The sequence below is a fragment of the Trichocoleus sp. FACHB-262 genome (genome assembly GCF_014696035.1).
Taxonomy (GTDB): Bacteria; Cyanobacteriota; Cyanobacteriia; order FACHB-46; family FACHB-46; genus Trichocoleus.
Genome location: NZ_JACJPK010000017.1, coordinates 372,284 through 389,621 on the forward strand (window position 1 = coordinate 372,284; position 17,338 = coordinate 389,621).

A 17,338-nucleotide genomic window follows, 5' to 3' on the forward strand; every position below is an offset into this window, starting at 1 on the left:
CAGACCAGTAACTCACTCGGTCAAACTTTTACCAACCACAGGTCAGAGGTTACTCACGTTTCTGAGGAGTTTTTGAGGCATTCTCTGGTTCAGCATTACGTACAGCCGCCCGCCCGTCCTGAATTTGAGCTTGGGCAGCTTCATGCTCTGCTAAGGTACGGCTGAACACATGCGTGCCATCATAGCGAGCGACAAAATAGAGGTACTCCGTTTTTTCAGGCTTCAGAGCTGCCTCTAGACTCGCTAAGCCAGGACTGCCGATGGGTGTAGGGGGTAGACCTGCATTGAGATAGGTATTGTAAGGCGAGGCTGTATTGACTTGAGCCAGAGTCAAAGGTTGGTCAGGCGTTTGTTGAATTCCTAAGCCGTATTCCACGGTTGGATCTGCACCTAGAGGAATGCCTTGTTGCAGACGCTGAGTAAACACCCCAGAAATTCGGGGCCGTTCGGCAGAAATTACTGCTTCCCGCTCCACAATACTGGCTAAGGTCACCCACTCCAGCAAACTCAATTTGGTTTGTTGCTGATTCTGTTGATAGAGCGGTAAGGCAACTTGCTCGAAGCGGTTGAGCATTTGCTCTAAAACTGCTTGAGGCGTAATTTGGCCGTCCGACAACTGATAAGTATCGGGGTACAAAAAGCCTTCCAAGTGGGGTAGCCCTGGCGGCAACCAAGCATATTGATTTTGGGGAATTTGGCTGGCGGCGGTGAGAAATTCTTGAGCTTTGAAAAAGCCCTGGGACTCAAAATAAGCCGCCATTTGTTGCAGGGACCAGCCCTCCGGAATGGTAAAGCTAGCCTGTACTACCTCTCCAGCCCAAATTTTGTCGGCGATCGCAGGCAAAGGTTGTGCGGGCGACAACTCATAAGTTCCAGCTTGAAAGCCACCCTGTCGATTCTGCAAAGATAGCCAGCGGGTCCAGAGATCCCAAGCCGTGGCCGAACGAATTAATCCCGCCCCTTCCAAATCGCGACCAATTTGCTGGGCAGGCGTGCCAGGAGGAATTTGAATCCGTACTGCTTTACTTGTAGCCGCCGTCGGTGCTGAGTTTGAGGTTGACGAAGTTACCGTCAGGGGAGGGGCACTTGCCCAACTCCACCAAGCCCAACCTTGCCAGGCCGATAGGCCCAGAACTGCGGGTAAGAGTAATAAGTAGAACGACCACTTGGAAATACGTTGAACAGCTTTCATGGTTTAGTTGAGTGAATCACGTTTCCCGGCAGGTGCGTGCAAGGCTCAACTCAGCCTTATTCCATTTCATCAAAGAGTTGATCTTCAATCATCGGCAGCATCGGTTCAATCTTGCTCAGTTCTTCGGGTGAGAGCAATTTAGGCTGTCCATCGGCATCTAGCCTAGCCAAAATGAAGAATGGATCTAGGGGCGCATAAATGGCGTATTCTTGCTCTTCGTCGTAAAAGCTGGCGAGCAATTGCAACTCTTCATGCTCTTCCGAATCACCATCGTTGGCGACTTCTAAGTCTTCCTCGCTAACTTCTGGCAGATCACCCTCCACTGTAAGAGTGACCGCAGTCCGTTTAAGTTCCAAATTTTGCTCTTGCAGAACGGCACGGGCGATCGGAAAAATCCGTTCAATCTCTGCTTCGTCCTCGACGGGAATGGCTTCTTCCTCATCTCCTTCTTCTTGCCAAGCAAAAATTTCGACGGGAGAGTCAACCGGGAGCAGGAATACGTAGTCTTGGCCCTCGATATCAATGGAATGTTCGATATAGCAGCTCAGCGATCGCCCTGTCTCATCGGTTAGTACTACCGTTGGGGCATCAAAATCTTCTTCGTGCATGCCTGCGCCTTCTCGATCCATATTTGACTCAGTCATCGGATTTCTCCTGCATTATTCAAGCGCTTTCCTCTGAAAAGTATCTCCTACATAGACACTTTGCAGCCTGGTTGACTGCATCTGACTCAGGCAATCTTTTGAGTTCAACCTGACCAGTGAATGGGTCAATCGGTTGAATCGGCAAAATATCGCAACGTAGAAGCGGCGAAGCCAGCATACTACATCAGTGCAGAGTTTGGGGTTGTCATGGCAGAATCCTGCATTTTTTGAGAGCGGCGCTGATCTAACCATTGTTGCAGAATTAGGGCCGCAGCTTTGCGATCGATTAACGCCTTATTCCGTGATGGGGAAATATTTTCAGCTTGAAGTAACTGCTCAGCTTGGAACGAAGTAAGTCGTTCATCCATATATTCCACGGGCAGTTGCAGAGCGGCCGTGAGCCGTTTAGCAAACTTTTGTACCTGCTTGGCTTGAAAACCCAAGCTCCCATCCATCGAATAGGGTAAACCTACGACTAAAACTTGTACCTGACGCTGCTGGATTAAGTCTCTCAGCTGGTCTACCACCTGGACAAAGGATTTGTACTCAATCGTCGTTAGCCCAGTTGCAATTAGCCCAGTGCCATCACAGCCCGCCACGCCAATGCGTTTTCTGCCGACATCTAAACCTAGAGCTGAAATCCTCGCCATGCTGGGTTAATTCCTATGGCAGCCGTAGCAGTGAGGCTGAGTGAACTGCATCAACTCAGCCAGCTTAGCACCAGGAATCATTTTGATGTCCCTGAGGAAAATGAATTTCTGGCACAGGGTTGAGCTTTAGCTCTTTCTTGCTAGTGAAGATGCGGCGTTTACCCCAAAAGTTACGCCCAATGGAAAAGCCTAACTTGCGGGCAGGTGCTTCCGAAACAGTTGAAGATGGAGGTGTGAAGGCAGATGACTCTGGTGTAGAAAGCGGTGCTGTCATTTCAGCGTCGGAAGCCTCGCTATAAGCTAAAGGAGCTTCGGTTGAATTAGGAGTTTTGTCGCCTTGCCATAGGTTAGGGAGAGACATCCGACCAGGCACAGGCTTACGCGCAGGTTGGAAGCCTTGCAAAACATCGGATAGCTGCAACCCTTCTAGGGAGACTGGTTTAGCTTCTCGTAATTTGTGCCAAACAGAACGTGACATCATCAGCGTATGCTCGGTGCGAGTTGCGCCAATCCGCTCTAAATATTCTTCGCGTTCGGGTTGGTAGTCTGCCGAAGACAAGAGCAGTGCTTGCGCCGGAAAATCTTGGGCAATCCGAGCCATCTGAGACAATAGCTCTGGATACAGCCAGGTGTAAGCGGGATGAACGGTTAACTGCCCCTGGTGGTTTTGGGAACTATCACGGCAAAGTTGAATCTGGAAGTAACCAATGGCAGCTTTGCGTTGAGGTTCAAACACGTAGCCACTAACCACTTCAGTCTGATTAACCCACTGCTTCACACCTTCAAGCAGCGCCCCAAACAAGCTGGTTTTGAAGTCGTGCAGGTGGCGATCGAACACCTGTCGTACCAAAGGTGGCATCGCTGCCGTATCGAGCTGATACAACAACTGCGCATCGGCATTACTCACAGGCAGCAAGTTAGGCAAATCCGGTTCGCGCTCAGCTAGTTCTTGCAGCAACTCTGGCGCGATCGCCCAGTGAGTCAGTTGGGCTAGCGGCTGAAACCCATTTTGGCGATAGAGGGCTAAAGCCATTTTGTTGTTGACGTTGACTTCCAAGAGCCAAGTTCGCGCTTCCCAAATCGCCTCAAAACAAGACCGCAGCAGTTGAGAGCCTGTCCCTTGAGTCTGAGATTCTGTCTCCACCACCCCCACTCGCTCTACCCGCCAAGTGCTGCGAGTGCGATTAAACGGGGACACTTGAATGGCACCTCGCACCTGATGATCTTGCTCTGCGACATAGGCGCAAAAGCGGTACTGGAACGGATTGGGAAACAAGCTGAGAAACTTGAACAGCCCATACCAGCGCCGTACTTGCTGTAAGCGTCGCTGCACGGCATCTAAGTTGCTGTGATTGTCTGCGATCGCAGCCTCCACAAACAACGGCTCAACAATGTCCAGGTCTTGGTGCTGGACTGGACGAATCACAGAGTTGGAGTTTTGGGAGACTGAAGTCATGACAGGTAAGGCTACAGTTAAGCCTAGGGTAACAGCTAAGGCCCGAAGTCTTCATCTACCCCTGTAGAGCTTTTTCATCAACCCAAACTCACGGCTCCAAGTCGCCGAGGCAACCAGACTGAACGAATAGAAGCAGCCAAAGAGCCATCAATTTATCAGCTAACTTTACTCAGCTCACTGCTGGCTTGGCGCTCCCGTTGGCATCAGTGGGTCGAATCAAAACGATTGGCGTTTGTTCGTCAGAATTTCCGGCAGGATTACTGATTAATGCCTGCTCTAAAAAGGTTTGAGTTAGGCCAGGGGATGCTGCCAATATCTTAACTGCTTTTAAATCGTTCACGTCTACGATCGCGGCTAGTAAACCCGTTTCTCGATAGATCTGATCGACCACTTGCTGCGGGTTTTCTGGTCCCATGACAATAAATTGGTCGTAAGGCGGCAGAGTACCCGTTACATCGTCGATCAGGCGAGCTTGTTCCCCAGCTAACTGGTAAAACATCCCCGGTTTACCAAAGATTTTGGCGATCGCGCCCACCACGAATGCAAAGACCACTCGCCCAGGGCCCACAATATCTACCAAGGCTTGCAAACCACAAGCGGTCGCCAAGCTGGAAGTAGGCAAGAAGAAGTAACACAATCGCTTCGCAACCCAACCAGGCTTAACTTGCGTGGGGTGCCGAAATCGCCCTTGCATAATTGCTACTGGGCTTTCTCCCAGCGTGACCACATCTCCGGGTTGCGAGTAAGGCGCGACGTAGCGCTTGATCACCTCAACCGGATCATCTAAGTGAGTCAGAAGATGCGTACGGATGGGCAACACATCGGCATTGGTGGCAGGTCGCCAGCGCGAGGGAGCGGTTTCAGGGGTCGGAAATTGCAACGGCACAATCACATGCCGCACCTTGGGAATGCGTCCCTCCGGACCATAGGTAACATAGCGAATTTGAATCCAGGCAACCTGAAGCGGTGTTAGGTCTTCACCTTGCATCTCCACAACAACTTGCAAGCGTGTGGACTTACCAATTTTGACGATGTAGCCAAACCAGTAGTCATCAGGTCTAGCTGGGGTATCTGCATGATTAGGAATCACTCTGGTGGTGTGGGTTACACCCTCCAAGCTCGCCTTGGATAGCAGTTTTACCTGAGCCTGAACTTCTGGCACCATAATTTCTAGGCTGCGAGTCCGGTTGCACAGCTCTAGCTCACCGACCAGGACATACCGTTGCGGTTCGTACACCTCCAGTTGCCAGTTACCTGAGGTCAACTCCAGGTCGTTTCCCGGACGGCGACGATATTGACTCTCTAGCGCTAAGCCCCCTAGCCCGACGAGTAGCGCCGCTGCTCCTAAACCAATTCCGATACTCCCCACAGTCGCCCAACCCTCGATCAATTAACTAAAGCAATTACCTAGTGCAAATTGGTTGCAATCAAACCACTTTAAGGCAGTGTGATATCTAACCAAGTCCAAGTACTTGAAACAATGCGTCTTTAAGTCTATAGAAGAAACGGGTGCTTGGCAGCGAGGAAAATCATAGTTTTTGTCAAGCTTCCCTCTGGGCTCAAGCATCCAGCTAATAGCCTTATTATTCAAGCCAGTGCCAGATGCTCCGAAACGAACAGCTTTTTTCTCGTTTCAGGTTTACAAAACTTATTATGATAAGTGAATCAAGTTTGAGCGGCTGGAGATTGCTATAGCTGTCAGGGCTTGGAGTTGATCCAAATCTGTCAATATAGCTGCTCAGCTCGATCGAACCTGGCTGGACTGAGTCGGTAAATTTTTCTTAAACGTTTGTAAACTTTTAGGATGCACTCACAGAGTGCTTTGGTTTCTGAGGAGTCTGTATGAAGCAACTTTTGACTGCTGAGCGCTTCAGTTTAATTGGCCATGTGGTAGCAATGGCCTTTGGACTAGCTGGATTGCTGTTAGTTTTACCCCACCCAGAGTTTGTTCTGATGTTACCTCCAGCGGGGCAAACGCTGTTTCAGTGGAGTATGGCTGGGGGCGGCGTGGTTTACATTCTGCTAGGAGCGATCGCCGTTGCCATCTACACCTATCGGACTTTAGGCTGGCAGCGTTGGCTGGCGTTTATGGTGCCCTCTGTCTGCATTTCTCTTTCCAGCGAACTTTCGGGCACTAGCACTGGTTTTCCCTTTGGTAACTACGATTATCTGAGCGGTTTGGGTTACAAGATTGCGGGCTTGGTGCCGTTCACGATTCCTTTGTCTTGGTTTTACCTCGGTTGTGCTTCCTATCTATTGGCCCGCGTGGGTTTGGAGGCTAGCCAGCAGACCAAGTTACCAGGATGGGTCCGGGGTGGCTTAGCGATCGCCCTGGGGGCTCTGCTGCTGACGTCTTGGGACTTTGTGCTAGACCCTGCCATGAGCCAAACGGCAGTTCCTTTTTGGGAGTGGAAACAACCAGGCGCTTTCTTCGGCATGCCTTACCAAAACTTTGCAGGTTGGTGGGGCACTGGTGCGGTGTTTATGAGCGTGGCCGCTTTGCTATGGGGTAAAGCGCCCATCCAACTCACTCGGCAGCAGTTACAGCTACCTTTGGCTATTTACCTCAGCAATTTCGCCTTCGCGATGATCATGAGCTTGGCCGCAGGCATCTGGATTCCAGTGCTCTTAGGCCTAGCGCTTGGCGTGGCTCCAGCATTGATTCTGTGGCGCATGGCCCCCGCTACTAGCATTGCCTACCAAGTTAGCGATACGACAGAGGCTGTGTTGCCTTTTGTGGGCGAAGTCAGTGAACCAGCGATTAGTCTGGCGAGTGAATTGTCTGTTGCGCCTATGGAACTCGGCTCGAAGTGAATCTCAGTTTCGTCTTGTTGCATGAGTTCGCTTTGACTCCAGTAGCGTTCAGTGGACAAGGAGATGGTTCTATAACAGGAGCGATCGCCCTTGTCCTACTGCTGCTACAAATTCCCGCTATCGCGATTTTGCTGTCCCGTTTGCTGCGCGGTCCTACTCGTCACCCTCCTTTACAGCCTCAGAAACCTAGCCCAGAGCTGCTGGGAAAGGTCAGTATCGTTGTGCCTACGCTCAACGAAGCAGAACGAATTGGGCCTTGTCTCGCCAGTTTGAGCCAGCAAAGCTACGAAGTGCGAGAAGTTTTGGTGGTGGACAGCCGTTCCCAAGATGGCACGCCAGATCTAGTGAAACGAGCGGGTCAAGCTGATCCACGCTTCCGGTTGCTGACGGATGATCCTTTACCTCCAGGTTGGGTGGGACGGCCCTGGGCTTTACATACAGGTTTCATCGAAAGCTCGGAGCAAAGCGACTGGGTGCTGGGCATAGATGCTGATACTTATCTAAACCCTGGCTTAGTTAGCAGTTTGGTGAAGACCGCGATCACGGAAGGCTACGACATCCTTTCCCTAGCCCCTCAATTCATCCTCAAGTATCCGGGAGAGCTGTGGTTACAGCCCGCTCTGCTAATGACGTTGGTGTATCGCTTCGGCCCCGCTGGCGAAACTAATAATTCCGCTGAACGGGTGATGGCGAATGGCCAATGCTTCCTCAGTCGGCGCTCGGTTTTGGCAGCTTTGGGCGGTTACAGCAGCGCGCGCAACTCCTTCTGTGATGATGTCACGCTAGCTCGGTGTGCGGCTGCCCAAGGAGCCAAAGTGGGATTCTTTGATGGGTCGAAGTTGCTGAAGGTACGAATGTACGAAGGAGCAGCGGAAACTTGGCGCGAATGGGGGCGATCGCTCGACCTCAAGGATGCAGCAGCCCGTGGTCAAATTTGGGGTGATCTATGGCTACTTGCCGCTGTGCAAGGATTACCAGTACCTCTAACGCTGATTTTGCTGAGCTGGATCAGCCTGGGGTTTGGTTCTTTACCTGTACTAGCGGCTTTGGGCTTAAACCTAGCCTTGCTAGCCATGCGGGTTGGGTTGCTGTGGGCGATCGCGCCGTCTTACGACCTCACCCAAGCTAAAGCGACTTGGCTCTTTTGGCTCTCACCCTTAGCCGATCCCTTGGCCGTCCTCCGCATCTTCCTTTCGTCTACCCAGACCTCAATTCAGTGGCGAGGGCGGAGTTACACCCAGGCTTAGCCCATCTCGTTAATCTCTTCTGGCTTTACCCCATGCTCCACAGCTTCGCTCAACTACCAGTGTTTTATCTGGGATTGCTTGGCAGTCTGCTCGCAGGATTGGCTACAGGGATCGGAGCCTTACCTATCCTATTCTTGAGCAAAGTTACCCAGAAGTTTCAAGGGGCTTTGATGGGGTTTGGCGCAGGGGTGATGCTAGCTGCGACTTCATTTTCCTTGGTAATTCCAGGAATTGAAGCCGCAACCGAGCAGACAGGTAGCGAAGTGGTAGCAGCCTCGATCGTTACCGTGGGAATGATTCTAGGTGGATTGTTTCTCTGTCTCAGCCATCGCTATTCTCCTCACGAACATTTTATTAAGGGTCCAGAAGGTGCCAATCCGGCGAGCTTAAAGCGGATTTGGCTCTTTATTATTGCGATTACCATTCATAATTTCCCTGAGGGTTTAGCAGTAGGCGTGGGCTTTGGCGGCGAAACTCTAGCCAATGGCATCACCCTCGCTACCGGAATTGGGCTGCAAAATATGCCCGAAGGCTTTGTGGTGGCTCTAGCCCTAGTGGGTGAAAAATATTCGAAGGGGACTGCCCTTCTAGTGGCTCTGATGACTGGTTTAGTTGAACCTGTGGGTGGCGCGATCGGCGCGGGCCTAGTTTCTTTAGCCAAACCGATTTTGCCTTGGGCAATGGCGTTTGCGGCAGGAACCATGCTGTTTGTGATCAGCGATGAAATTATTCCAGAGTCCCATCGCCTCGGTTACGAAAAAGGCGCAACCTTTGGGGTCATCCTCGGCTTCGTTTCCATGATGTTTCTAGATGTCACCTTGGGCTAACTGCTTAGGTAGAAGTGGTTAGGGCTACCTTAGCTTGGTGTTGCAGTAGCAGGCCGTACTCCAAACCTTCCACCACAGCTTGGTAAGACGCTTGCAAAATATTGGTGGAAACGCCCACCGTAGTCCAGCGTTGGTAGCCGTTGCTAGATTCAATCAGCACGCGAGTTTTAGCAGAGGTGCCCGACCCACCATCCAAAATCCGCACCTTGTAGTCGGTGAGATAGAAACTCTCAATTTCTGGGTAGAAGTTAACTAAGGCTTTACGCAGGGCTGTATCCAGTGCAGAAACGGGGCCGTTACCCTCCGCTGCTTCGAGAATGTCTTGGCCATCTACTGCCAATTTCACCGTTGCCAAAGACAAACTCTGCGATGGCTCGGTGTCGGGCATCATGTGGTAGTGAACTTGCCAGCTTTTGAGTTCAAATGGTTGCTGTCGTTGACCCAATGCTTCGCGCATCAGCAACTCAAAGCTGGCTTCTGCCGCCTCAAATTGATAGCCTTCGTGCTCCAGATTTTTCAGGTGTTGCAGAATTTGGCGATAGGTGGGGTCTTGCGGGTCGAGTTCGATACCGAGGCTCCGCGCCTTTGCCAGAATATTGCTCAGACCTGCTTGGTCAGAAATCACAATTCGGCGGTTGTTGCCGACTAGCTCTGGCTGGATGTGCTCGTACGTGATGGGATTGCGTTCCACAGCGCTGACATGCAAGCCCCCTTTATGAGCAAAGGCCGAAAGTCCCACATAAGGAGCATGGTCGTCGGGAGCCAGGTTTACTACTTCACTGACATAACGGCTGAGTTGCGTTAACGTCGTCAGTTTTTCGGGAGGTAGGCAGGAGTAACCCAGCTTCAATTGCAAGTTGGGAATCAAAGAGCAAAGATTGGCATTGCCACAGCGTTCGCCATAGCCGTTGATCGTGCCCTGTACCATCTGCGCCCCTTCCATTACTGCCGCGATCGCATTGGCCACCGCCATCTCTGTATCGTTGTGGGTGTGAATGCCCAAGGGGGGTAAGGGAGCGTGGAAATCCGCGTTTTGAGCGGCTCGACGCTCCCTTAAGCGCTGCTTGACCTCTCGCACAATCTGACTAATTTCGTGCGGCAAGGTTCCGCCGTTGGTGTCACACAAAACTAACCACTCCGCTCCTGCTGCGATCGCGGTTTCTAGCGTTTCCAGTGCGTAGTCGGGGTTATGTTTATAGCCATCAAACCAGTGCTCCGCATCATAAATCACCCGCCGTTCTTGGCTGCGAAGATAGGCGATCGTATCCTGGATCATCGCTAGATTTTCGGCCAGCGTGGTTTTCAGTCCTTCAGTCACATGCAGATCCCAGGATTTTCCGACGATCGTGACCCAATGAGTACCTGCGGCTAGTAAGGGTTGCAACATGGGATCAGTCGCAGCCGTTCTTCCGGGACGGCGAGTAAAGCAAAACGCCACAACTTCTGCCTGAGCCAGTGGTGCTTCTTTGATTTGCCAAAAGAACTGCACATCCTTAGGATTCGCTCCGGGCCAGCCTCCCTCAATAAACGGCACTCCCAGTTGGTCGAGTTGCCGAGCAATGCGGAGTTTATCTTCTAGGGATAGAGATAACCCTTCGCGTTGGGCACCGTCCCGCAGGGTAGTGTCATAAATCCAGAGTTGGGGAGAAGGTTGTGAGGTCATGGAAGCAGCCAAAGCAGAGGAAGGATGGAATAAAGGCGTTTCAAAAAGTGTAAAGAAATTTAAACTTTAAAGCTGTAAGACAATCCGTTGGTTCGCACAGCTTAAAATCATGCCGCAGGTTACAGCTCAAGGAAAAACTTTTATCTGCGATCACGGAGCCAATCTCCGTCAGGTTTTGCTTCAAAATAGCGTTGCTTTGCATAATGGCAACGCCAGCTTCATCAACTGTCATGGTTTAGGGAGCTGTGGTACTTGTGCCGTTGAGGTCGAGGGGGAAGTCTCAGAAGCTAACTGGCGCGATCGCACTCGGCGGTCTTTGCCACCCCATGACACTAACCAAAATCGCCGACTGGCTTGTCAAACCAAAGTGTTAGGGGATGTGCGAGTCACTAAATTCGATGGATTTTGGGGCCAAGGCACTCAACCGCTCTGGACTCCAGAGGGATAGACTGAAGAGAGGTTTGGGGAAGAAAAACACCAATGAATGACTTACTAAAAGCTGTGATTGGACTGATAGTTTTCGCTATCTTGCTGGGAGCATTCATTGCCTTGCGCGCTCGTGACTCGACTCAACAGATTGGCGGGTCAGCAAGTCCTAGCCCCACTGCTTCTCCTGCTACTCAGGTGCGGAGTGTGGGCCAAACCACTCAACGCTCGACCAATCAGCCTGTCACTTCTGCTCCTGCTAGCCAAACTGGTACCGCTGGCACCACAACCACCACAACCACCCAACCCAGTGGCACTTCCGCTACAGGCACCGCCGGATCAAGTGCTGGTGGCGGCAGCACGACAACTGCTCCTAGCGCTGTGGGCGCAGGCAGTAAGCCAGTTCCAGCGCTTTGGTAATCACGACTTAGTAATTGTGACTCAATTTCAGCTTGCATGAATACAACCAGTGACGTTCTCATCATTGGCGGCGGTATCGTCGGCCTTGCGATCGCGATTGAGCTGAAATTGCGAGGAGCTACGGTAACGATTCTCAGCCGTGATTTTAAGCAAGCCGCCGCTCATGCCGCCGCCGGGATGTTAGCGCCTCAAGCCGAAGGCATCCCGCCAGGGCCAATGCTGGAGTTGTGCCTGCGATCGCGCCAACTCTATCCCAATTGGGTTCGTAAGCTGGAGGACCTGACGGGTGCCAACACAGGTTATTGGCCCTGTGGCATTTTGGCTCCTGTCTACGCAGCAGATGATAGAGCAGATCTGAGAGAGGCAGCCGCGATCGCCCGAGCCTCCGGAACCGAAGCTCAATGGCTAGATCAATCTGTGATTCACCAATACCAAGCAGGTTTGGGCTCAGAAGTCGTCGGGGGTTGGTGGTTTCCAGAGGATGCTCAAGTGGATAACCGCGCCCTCACCCAAACGCTATGGATTGCTGCCCAAACTCTCGGCGTGAATATTCAGGATGGCCTCAGCGTCCAAGCAATTCAGCAGCAGCAACGCCAAGTCGTCAGCGTCCAAACTTCGGTGGGAGATTGGCAAGCCAAGCATTATGTCTTAGCCACAGGGGCTTGGTCGAATGAACTGTTGCCAATTCCAGTGCAGCCTCGCAAAGGCCAAATGTTAGCTGTTCAGTCACCCGACTCAGCCGCAGGGTTACCTTTACGACGAGTTTTGTTTGGCTCCGATTTGTATATCGTGCCGCGCCAAGATGGTCGGATTATTATTGGAGCCACCAGTGAGGAGGTTGGTTTTACCCCCAACAACACCCCCGCAGGCGTTCAAGAGTTACTGGCACGAGCAATCCGGCTGTATCCAGCCCTACAAGATTTTGCTTTACAAGAGTTGTGGTGGGGCTTTCGGCCTGCAACTCCAGATGAATTGCCGATTCTAGGGGCGAGTGCTTGCACTAACCTGCTACTCGCTACCGGGCACTACCGCAACGGCATTTTGCTGGCACCGATTACCGCTCAACTGATTGCCGATGCGATCGCCCAACAACCCGATCTACTGTTGGGGCATTTTAGTTGGCAACGGTTTCACCAAGCGAAACCCTCAACTCCCCCTGCTTCGTTGGCAGCTTCCTCAACTCCTACTGCTCTTAGCTCTTCTACCCACGTTCTCCCAAGGTCTAATTCTGTGTTGACTCACGCTGTTCCTGCCTTAGCTCAAGCCGATATCACGACGCTAGATAGCCCCTTAGTGATTGCTGGGCGATCCTTTCGCTCTCGCTTGATGACAGGCACTGGCAAATATCGCAGCATTGCCGACATGCAGCAGAGTGTCGTGGCGAGTGGTTGTGAAATTGTGACGGTGGCGGTGCGACGAGTACAAACCAAAGCCCCAGGCCATGAAGGTTTAGCTGAAGCACTGGACTGGAGCAAAATCTGGATGTTGCCCAACACCGCAGGCTGTAAAACCGCAGAAGAAGCCATCCGAGTTGCCCGTTTAGGCCGAGAAATGGCAAAACTCCTGGGCCAGGAAGACAACAACTTTGTCAAATTGGAAGTGATTCCAGATACCAAGTACCTGCTACCCGACCCCATCGGCACTCTAGAAGCAGCTGAGCAATTGGTTAAAGAAGGGTTTGCCGTGTTGCCCTACATCAATGCTGACCCACTCCTAGCCAAGCGATTAGAAGAAGTAGGATGTGCGACGGTGATGCCTTTGGGTTCGCCGATTGGCTCTGGGCAGGGCATCAAAAATGCTGCCAATATCCAAATCATTATTGAGAATGCCCAAGTGCCTGTCGTCGTAGATGCAGGTTTAGGGGCACCCAGTGAAGCCGCCCAAGCAATGGAAATGGGGGCTTCGGCTTTACTGATTAATACCGCGATCGCCGAAGCGCAGAATCCGGTAGCAATGGCTAGAGCGATGGGCTTAGCAGCAGAGGCAGGTCGTCTAGCTTACCTAGCAGGTCGTATTCCGGTGAAAAGCCACGCTAGCGCTAGCTCACCCCTCACGGGCACCATTACTCAGTAAATCTAAAGTAAATTTGAGCATTTTTTAGTTTCTAACTTAGGAGCGAGAGTATCTTCCTGATTTTTGTTACAGTTAGTTAATACAAAAACTGAGGGTTTTGTTCATGCGTTATACGACCGAGGAAGGTGGACGCTTAAATAACTTCGCTGTTGAGCCGAAGATGTATCAAGCAGAACCACCCACTAAATCCCAACAAAGAAACTCCCTTATCTTGGGAGCTTTAGGAATGGTTTTAGTCGGTGGGCTCGTTTTTGTCGCCTTCTCCGTATCCAACCTAGGCTAGAAAAAATCAGCTTTAAACTTTCAAAATATAAAAATAGGCCAGGTACTGCTTATTTCGAGCAACCTGGCTTTTTGCTATAGGTTTCCGCTGCAGTGAGCTGATCAGCGCGATCGCTTTACATTAAAAGTTCGTCAAAATCAAGCTTTAGTCCTGAATCGAGCTTGAGGAATTTGAAGAGTGTTATACCTCCAGATTTCCTCGCCACGATTAAGGGTATTGTTGGTGCAACTAGCTGATCGCCACTCCCCATTGCTCCGAATGACTGGGCCGAATCAAACCAGTTCACATTTGAATCGGCAAAGTTATCAGCGTTTAAAACGAGCGCTGAGCTTACACTTACGCCGTCAAATTTTTGTAGCGGTCTGCGATGATCTAGCCCTACGAAATCGCTTGGCGGCTCGGCTCCATGCGGAACTCGCGTATCCCGCTGCCTCGGCAAACATGCGTCACCCTGAAGAGGCTGGGCTTGCTTCAGATTATCCCCGACTGGTTACGCTCAACCTCAATCTCAACGATCCTAATCCGATCGCTCAGGTGACTCAGTGGTTAGCTCGTCATCCTTTACCCAAAGGAGCAGGAACAGAGCCACCGACCCCTAGCTTCCAAATCTTGGGGACTGAGCGACTGACGCGACAATCGGCTGCGGTACAGCGGTTGTTTCTCAGTTATTTACAAGGGTGCGATCGCAGCTTACCTACTCTGGAAGCCAGCTTGTTGCTGTGGGTGCCGCATCCTTGGTTTCGAGCCATTCAGCAGTCTGCCCCTGAGTTTTGGGGTTGGCGGACTGGCGTGTTTGAGTTTGTCGGAGAACCCACGCCACTTTCAGTCGTTTCTGAGCAACCCAAGCGCCGTCACTCAGACCAAGTAGCTCTCACTCATCAGCCAACCCCGAAGCGTCCCCAGCCAGCGATCGCCTCTGCTTCTGACGTTGGCCATCATCCAGTTTCACCTGCCAATCAGAAACCCGCAGATGTGCCCATTAGTGCACGGGATTTGTTGGCTGATGAATTGGCCTTTGGAGATTTGGTGGATGACTTAGAAACCACAGCAGCTTCAGCAGGAACAACAGAAAGTACAGGCGATCGCCTGACTGCCAATCCAGCTTCTCCTCCACCGACCTCTTGGAGCGTTCACGTTCCGACTGCTGCCGCGCCAACCAACCAGGTTACAGCCAACAGCCTGCCTGCCCGCTCTGGATTTCACTCAGAATCACCCGCCTTAGAACCGCAGCCTCTGCGTACGGCTGCTACAGAGCCTCAATCCCCATCAATTACCGCTCCAGCAGCGAACTCATCAGAGTTAGACAATACACCTACAGAAGCTCCTCTTCCATCAATTGCGCCGGAACTTGTCAATTTAGTTCTGACAGCGGCAATTCAAGAGATTGGAGGGGCAACAGCGCTACGAGCCAATGCTCCGGTTCCGTCTCTCTCTCGTCTTAGTGCTACCTTGCCTGCCCCTTTAGTGGCTGCTCTGGAGGACTTTCCGCCTTTGCGGATGTTGCGGCATCTAGAGCAGTTACATCAACAACAAACAGAAACTACAGGGTTGGCTGTCACCTATCGCACTCTTGGTAATTTTTATCGCGATCGCATTGAGCAAGGACACAACTCTCCTCAACAGTTGGCGATCGCCATTCAAGCTTATGAGCAAGCTTTAATTCACCTAGAAGAGTCTTCGGCTTTAGTTCCGGATATTCTCAATGACTTGGGCAATCTCTACTGGATGTTGTCCCGGTTTCCGCCCAACCCGAAACAACGGTTGCCTTATTTAGAGCAAGGCATCGCGGCCTATCACCTGGCGCTGACTCATGTAAGTTCTGAGCAGCAACCGCAATCCTACGCCATGATTCAGAATAATTTGGGAGCCGCCTATGGAGATTTAGCTCGCTACCGGGAGCCGATCGAGAACCTACAATGCTCGATCACAGCTTACGAGGAAGCGTTGCGACATCGCAAACCAGACGTAGAACCTTTGAAGTATGCTTCCACCCAAAATAACCTGGGTACGGCTTACTGGCACTTGGCACAACACCATCAACCTGCCTTACATCTGAAGCAAGCCATCGTTGCTTACACCGAGTCACTCAGCTTCTACAACCCAGAGCAGGAGCCGTTGCATTACGCCATGATCCAAAACAATTTGGGCACGGCTTATTGGAATTTAGCCCAGCATGAGCAACCGGAAGAGTTTCTCAATTTGGCGATTAGTTGCTACCGCATCGCCTTAATTTACCGCACCGTAGAAGTTAATCCTGCTGCCTATGCAGCGACTCAAAACAATTTGGGCACCGCTTATTGGCACCTGGCTAGCCGTTCCAAAGAACAACCAGAAGCCCAACAACAAGCTTTACGGTCCGCGATCGCAGCCTACGAAGCAGCTTTAGCCATTCTTGAACAAATAAACCAAACGCCTAATGGTGCTGGCGCTAAACTGACCTTTGACGTGTTCGCAACTCACAACAACCTAGGTTTAGCCCACTACCAAGTAGCGACCGATCAGGCGGGCGCTATTCCGGTGCCTGCTAAGTCTGCTCATTTAGAAGCGTCTCTGCGTCACCATCTGCAAGCATTACAAGGATGGCAGCACCAACCTGATTTTCACCAAACAGCGCTAGGCTATGTCCTGCAAACGGTACGGGCTTTTTACAGCGAGTGTGGTCTGCAAGGCCAGAACTTAGCGCTATCTCTACTACCAGGTCATTTATTACCTGAAATTTTGCCACGGCTCTAAGGACAACTGCTCTAGGCCCAAGCGGGAGTTAGGCATCAAAGTAGCGATCGGGATGGAGAGAAGAGGGTACGCCCAAGACGGGACAAGGGCTATTAGCGCTCAAGGTTCGGACAATGGAGTTCTTGGGAGAGTCACAACCCAACCACAACAGCACTGCCGATTCTGCTTTAGCCACACTCCGCAATTCCTGAGCGACTTGCCCAAATCGTAGGTGCGTTTTCAGGGAACCACGCCACTCGTTAGCTAGACAGCGGGCTTGCCACAAAATTCGGTCTGCCTGCTCAAATTGGTCTACTTGGCACAGGGGGTAATTGCCAAATGGTAGCCCAGCATCTTCTAGGGTCGGTTCAGCTAGAGTTGCGATCGCGCCTTCCCGCTCCGAAGTGGCACTAGAGGTTGCGCTAGAGGCCGCACTATAAGTATCAGGTGCCACCAGTGCCTTAGATAGCTGCGCTTGACGCTGAGAAGATTTCTTGCCAGTTCTGACTGGGCGAAAATCGGTTGTAGTGGGAATGCTATCTAGACAGTCAGTGGGATTGATGACATAGACCACCTGCACCGTCACTTGGCGACGAGTCGCTAAACGAGTCTGGTGAGCAATCCACAGGGTCAAATCCAAAGCGGTCTGGCTCTTCGGGGAGCTATTGTAGCCCACCACCAAATTAATTTCGGCATCAGCTCCAGACGCTGCTTCTGGACGGTTAGCCTGGAGGTGCCGTTTAGTAGCCCGCCGAGCCTGACCTGGTAAATGCAGTTTACCGGAAGAGCGATCGCCCTTGGGCCGCTGAGGCAACAGCAGAATTTGCTCGATTAAGTCAGTTGAACCCAGTGCGCCCTGTAGCCGCACCAACATTGGCATAATATTCACGATAAAAACCTCTCCAGACTACTTGTTTCGAGAGGTGGGCCA

15 protein-coding genes and 1 pseudogene are annotated in these 17,338 nt (G+C 51.6%); 9 read left to right on the forward strand and 7 right to left on the reverse strand.

Annotation, left to right across the window (positions count from 1 at the left end; genetic code table 11):
- Positions 1-49: 49 nt before the first annotated feature.
- From mltG to H6F68_RS02835, 5 genes are all read right to left on the reverse strand, one after another.
- Entirely contained in the window at positions 50-1,192 is a 1,143-nt protein-coding gene (gene mltG, locus H6F68_RS02815) for an endolytic transglycosylase MltG (protein WP_190556281.1), read from the reverse strand.
- Between the two features lie 56 nt (positions 1,193-1,248).
- On the reverse strand, positions 1,249-1,836 hold the full coding sequence (locus tag H6F68_RS02820) for a DUF3727 domain-containing protein (RefSeq protein WP_242024560.1): 588 nt from the start codon (positions 1,834-1,836) through the stop codon (positions 1,249-1,251).
- A 179-nt stretch (positions 1,837-2,015) separates the two neighbouring features.
- Positions 2,016-2,486 (reverse strand): Holliday junction resolvase RuvX, encoded by a 471-nt coding sequence (ruvX, locus tag H6F68_RS02825; protein WP_190431335.1) that lies wholly within the window; start codon positions 2,484-2,486, stop codon positions 2,016-2,018.
- A gap of 64 nt (positions 2,487-2,550) precedes the next feature.
- Positions 2,551-3,942, reverse strand: coding sequence for a GNAT family N-acetyltransferase (locus H6F68_RS02830; RefSeq protein WP_190556283.1), 1,392 nt, complete (start codon positions 3,940-3,942; stop codon positions 2,551-2,553).
- A gap of 169 nt (positions 3,943-4,111) precedes the next feature.
- Positions 4,112-5,311, reverse strand: coding sequence for a F420-0:Gamma-glutamyl ligase (locus tag H6F68_RS02835; RefSeq protein ID WP_190556285.1), 1,200 nt, complete (start codon positions 5,309-5,311; stop codon positions 4,112-4,114).
- Between the two features lie 473 nt (positions 5,312-5,784).
- Between H6F68_RS02835 and cruF the strand changes: the two genes are divergently transcribed.
- Genes cruF through H6F68_RS02850 form a run of 3 tightly spaced genes read left to right on the forward strand, consistent with a single transcriptional unit; the run spans position 5,785 to position 8,830 of the window.
- A complete protein-coding gene (cruF, locus tag H6F68_RS02840) occupies positions 5,785-6,756 on the forward strand; it encodes a gamma-carotene 1'-hydroxylase CruF (RefSeq protein ID WP_190556287.1) in 972 nt (323 codons plus the stop codon).
- 32 nt (positions 6,757-6,788) lie between these two features.
- On the forward strand, positions 6,789-8,003 hold the full coding sequence (cruG, locus tag H6F68_RS02845) for a 2'-O-glycosyltransferase CruG (RefSeq protein ID WP_190556785.1): 1,215 nt from the start codon (positions 6,789-6,791) through the stop codon (positions 8,001-8,003).
- Positions 8,004-8,035: 32 nt separating this feature from the next.
- Complete coding sequence (locus H6F68_RS02850) at positions 8,036-8,830, forward strand: ZIP family metal transporter (protein WP_190556289.1); 795 nt, start codon at positions 8,036-8,038, stop codon at positions 8,828-8,830.
- 4 nt (positions 8,831-8,834) lie between these two features.
- Here the strand turns inward: H6F68_RS02850 and cimA are convergent, their stop codons facing one another.
- Positions 8,835-10,493 (reverse strand): citramalate synthase, encoded by a 1,659-nt coding sequence (cimA, locus tag H6F68_RS02855; RefSeq protein ID WP_190556291.1) that lies wholly within the window; start codon positions 10,491-10,493, stop codon positions 8,835-8,837.
- Positions 10,494-10,602: 109 nt separating this feature from the next.
- Between cimA and H6F68_RS02860 the strand changes: the two genes are divergently transcribed.
- The 6 genes and pseudogenes from H6F68_RS02860 to H6F68_RS02880 all read left to right on the forward strand — a co-directional run bounded on the left by H6F68_RS02860 (position 10,603) and on the right by H6F68_RS02880 (position 16,428).
- Entirely contained in the window at positions 10,603-10,941 is a 339-nt protein-coding gene (locus H6F68_RS02860) for a 2Fe-2S iron-sulfur cluster-binding protein (RefSeq protein WP_190556293.1), read from the forward strand.
- Between the two features lie 32 nt (positions 10,942-10,973).
- Entirely contained in the window at positions 10,974-11,339 is a 366-nt protein-coding gene (locus H6F68_RS02865) for a hypothetical protein (protein ID WP_190556295.1), read from the forward strand.
- A 36-nt stretch (positions 11,340-11,375) separates the two neighbouring features.
- Positions 11,376-12,371: pseudogene (thiO, locus tag H6F68_RS28815) on the forward strand (glycine oxidase ThiO); the annotation flags it as partial.
- A gap of 237 nt (positions 12,372-12,608) precedes the next feature.
- On the forward strand, positions 12,609-13,412 hold the full coding sequence (locus H6F68_RS28820; RefSeq protein WP_313930015.1) for a thiazole synthase: 804 nt from the start codon (positions 12,609-12,611) through the stop codon (positions 13,410-13,412).
- A gap of 103 nt (positions 13,413-13,515) precedes the next feature.
- Positions 13,516-13,695 carry a photosystem II assembly protein Psb34 gene (gene psb34 / locus H6F68_RS02875; RefSeq protein WP_190431326.1) on the forward strand — a complete coding sequence of 60 codons (180 nt, stop codon included), beginning with the start codon at positions 13,516-13,518 and terminating at the stop codon, positions 13,693-13,695.
- A gap of 219 nt (positions 13,696-13,914) precedes the next feature.
- A complete protein-coding gene (locus H6F68_RS02880; protein WP_206755494.1) occupies positions 13,915-16,428 on the forward strand; it encodes a tetratricopeptide repeat protein in 2,514 nt (837 codons plus the stop codon).
- 28 nt (positions 16,429-16,456) lie between these two features.
- Here H6F68_RS02880 and H6F68_RS02885 read toward each other — a convergent pair whose 3' ends face one another.
- Positions 16,457-17,287: a universal stress protein gene (locus H6F68_RS02885; protein ID WP_399312828.1), complete on the reverse strand. Its 831-nt coding sequence runs from the start codon at positions 17,285-17,287 to the stop codon at positions 16,457-16,459.
- Between the last annotated feature and the right edge of the window lie 51 nt (positions 17,288-17,338).

Excerpts from the sequence above, each read along its gene's own strand:
- cimA (WP_190556291.1), bottom strand. The coding sequence starts at position 10,493 with ATGACCTCACAACCTTCTCCCCAACTCTGGATTTATGACACTACCCTG.
- mltG (WP_190556281.1), bottom strand. The coding sequence starts at position 1,192 with ATGAAAGCTGTTCAACGTATTTCCAAGTGGTCGTTCTACTTATTACTC.
- H6F68_RS02820 (WP_242024560.1), bottom strand. The coding sequence starts at position 1,836 with ATGACTGAGTCAAATATGGATCGAGAAGGCGCAGGCATGCACGAAGAA.
- cruF (WP_190556287.1), top strand. The coding sequence starts at position 5,785 with ATGAAGCAACTTTTGACTGCTGAGCGCTTCAGTTTAATTGGCCATGTG.
- H6F68_RS02850 (WP_190556289.1), top strand. The coding sequence starts at position 8,036 with ATGCTCCACAGCTTCGCTCAACTACCAGTGTTTTATCTGGGATTGCTT.
- H6F68_RS02865 (WP_190556295.1), top strand. The coding sequence starts at position 10,974 with ATGAATGACTTACTAAAAGCTGTGATTGGACTGATAGTTTTCGCTATC.
- ruvX (WP_190431335.1), bottom strand. The coding sequence starts at position 2,486 with ATGGCGAGGATTTCAGCTCTAGGTTTAGATGTCGGCAGAAAACGCATT.
- H6F68_RS02860 (WP_190556293.1), top strand. The coding sequence starts at position 10,603 with ATGCCGCAGGTTACAGCTCAAGGAAAAACTTTTATCTGCGATCACGGA.
- H6F68_RS02885 (WP_399312828.1), bottom strand. The coding sequence starts at position 17,287 with ATGCCAATGTTGGTGCGGCTACAGGGCGCACTGGGTTCAACTGACTTA.
- H6F68_RS02830 (WP_190556283.1), bottom strand. The coding sequence starts at position 3,942 with ATGACTTCAGTCTCCCAAAACTCCAACTCTGTGATTCGTCCAGTCCAG.
- psb34 (WP_190431326.1), top strand. The coding sequence starts at position 13,516 with ATGCGTTATACGACCGAGGAAGGTGGACGCTTAAATAACTTCGCTGTT.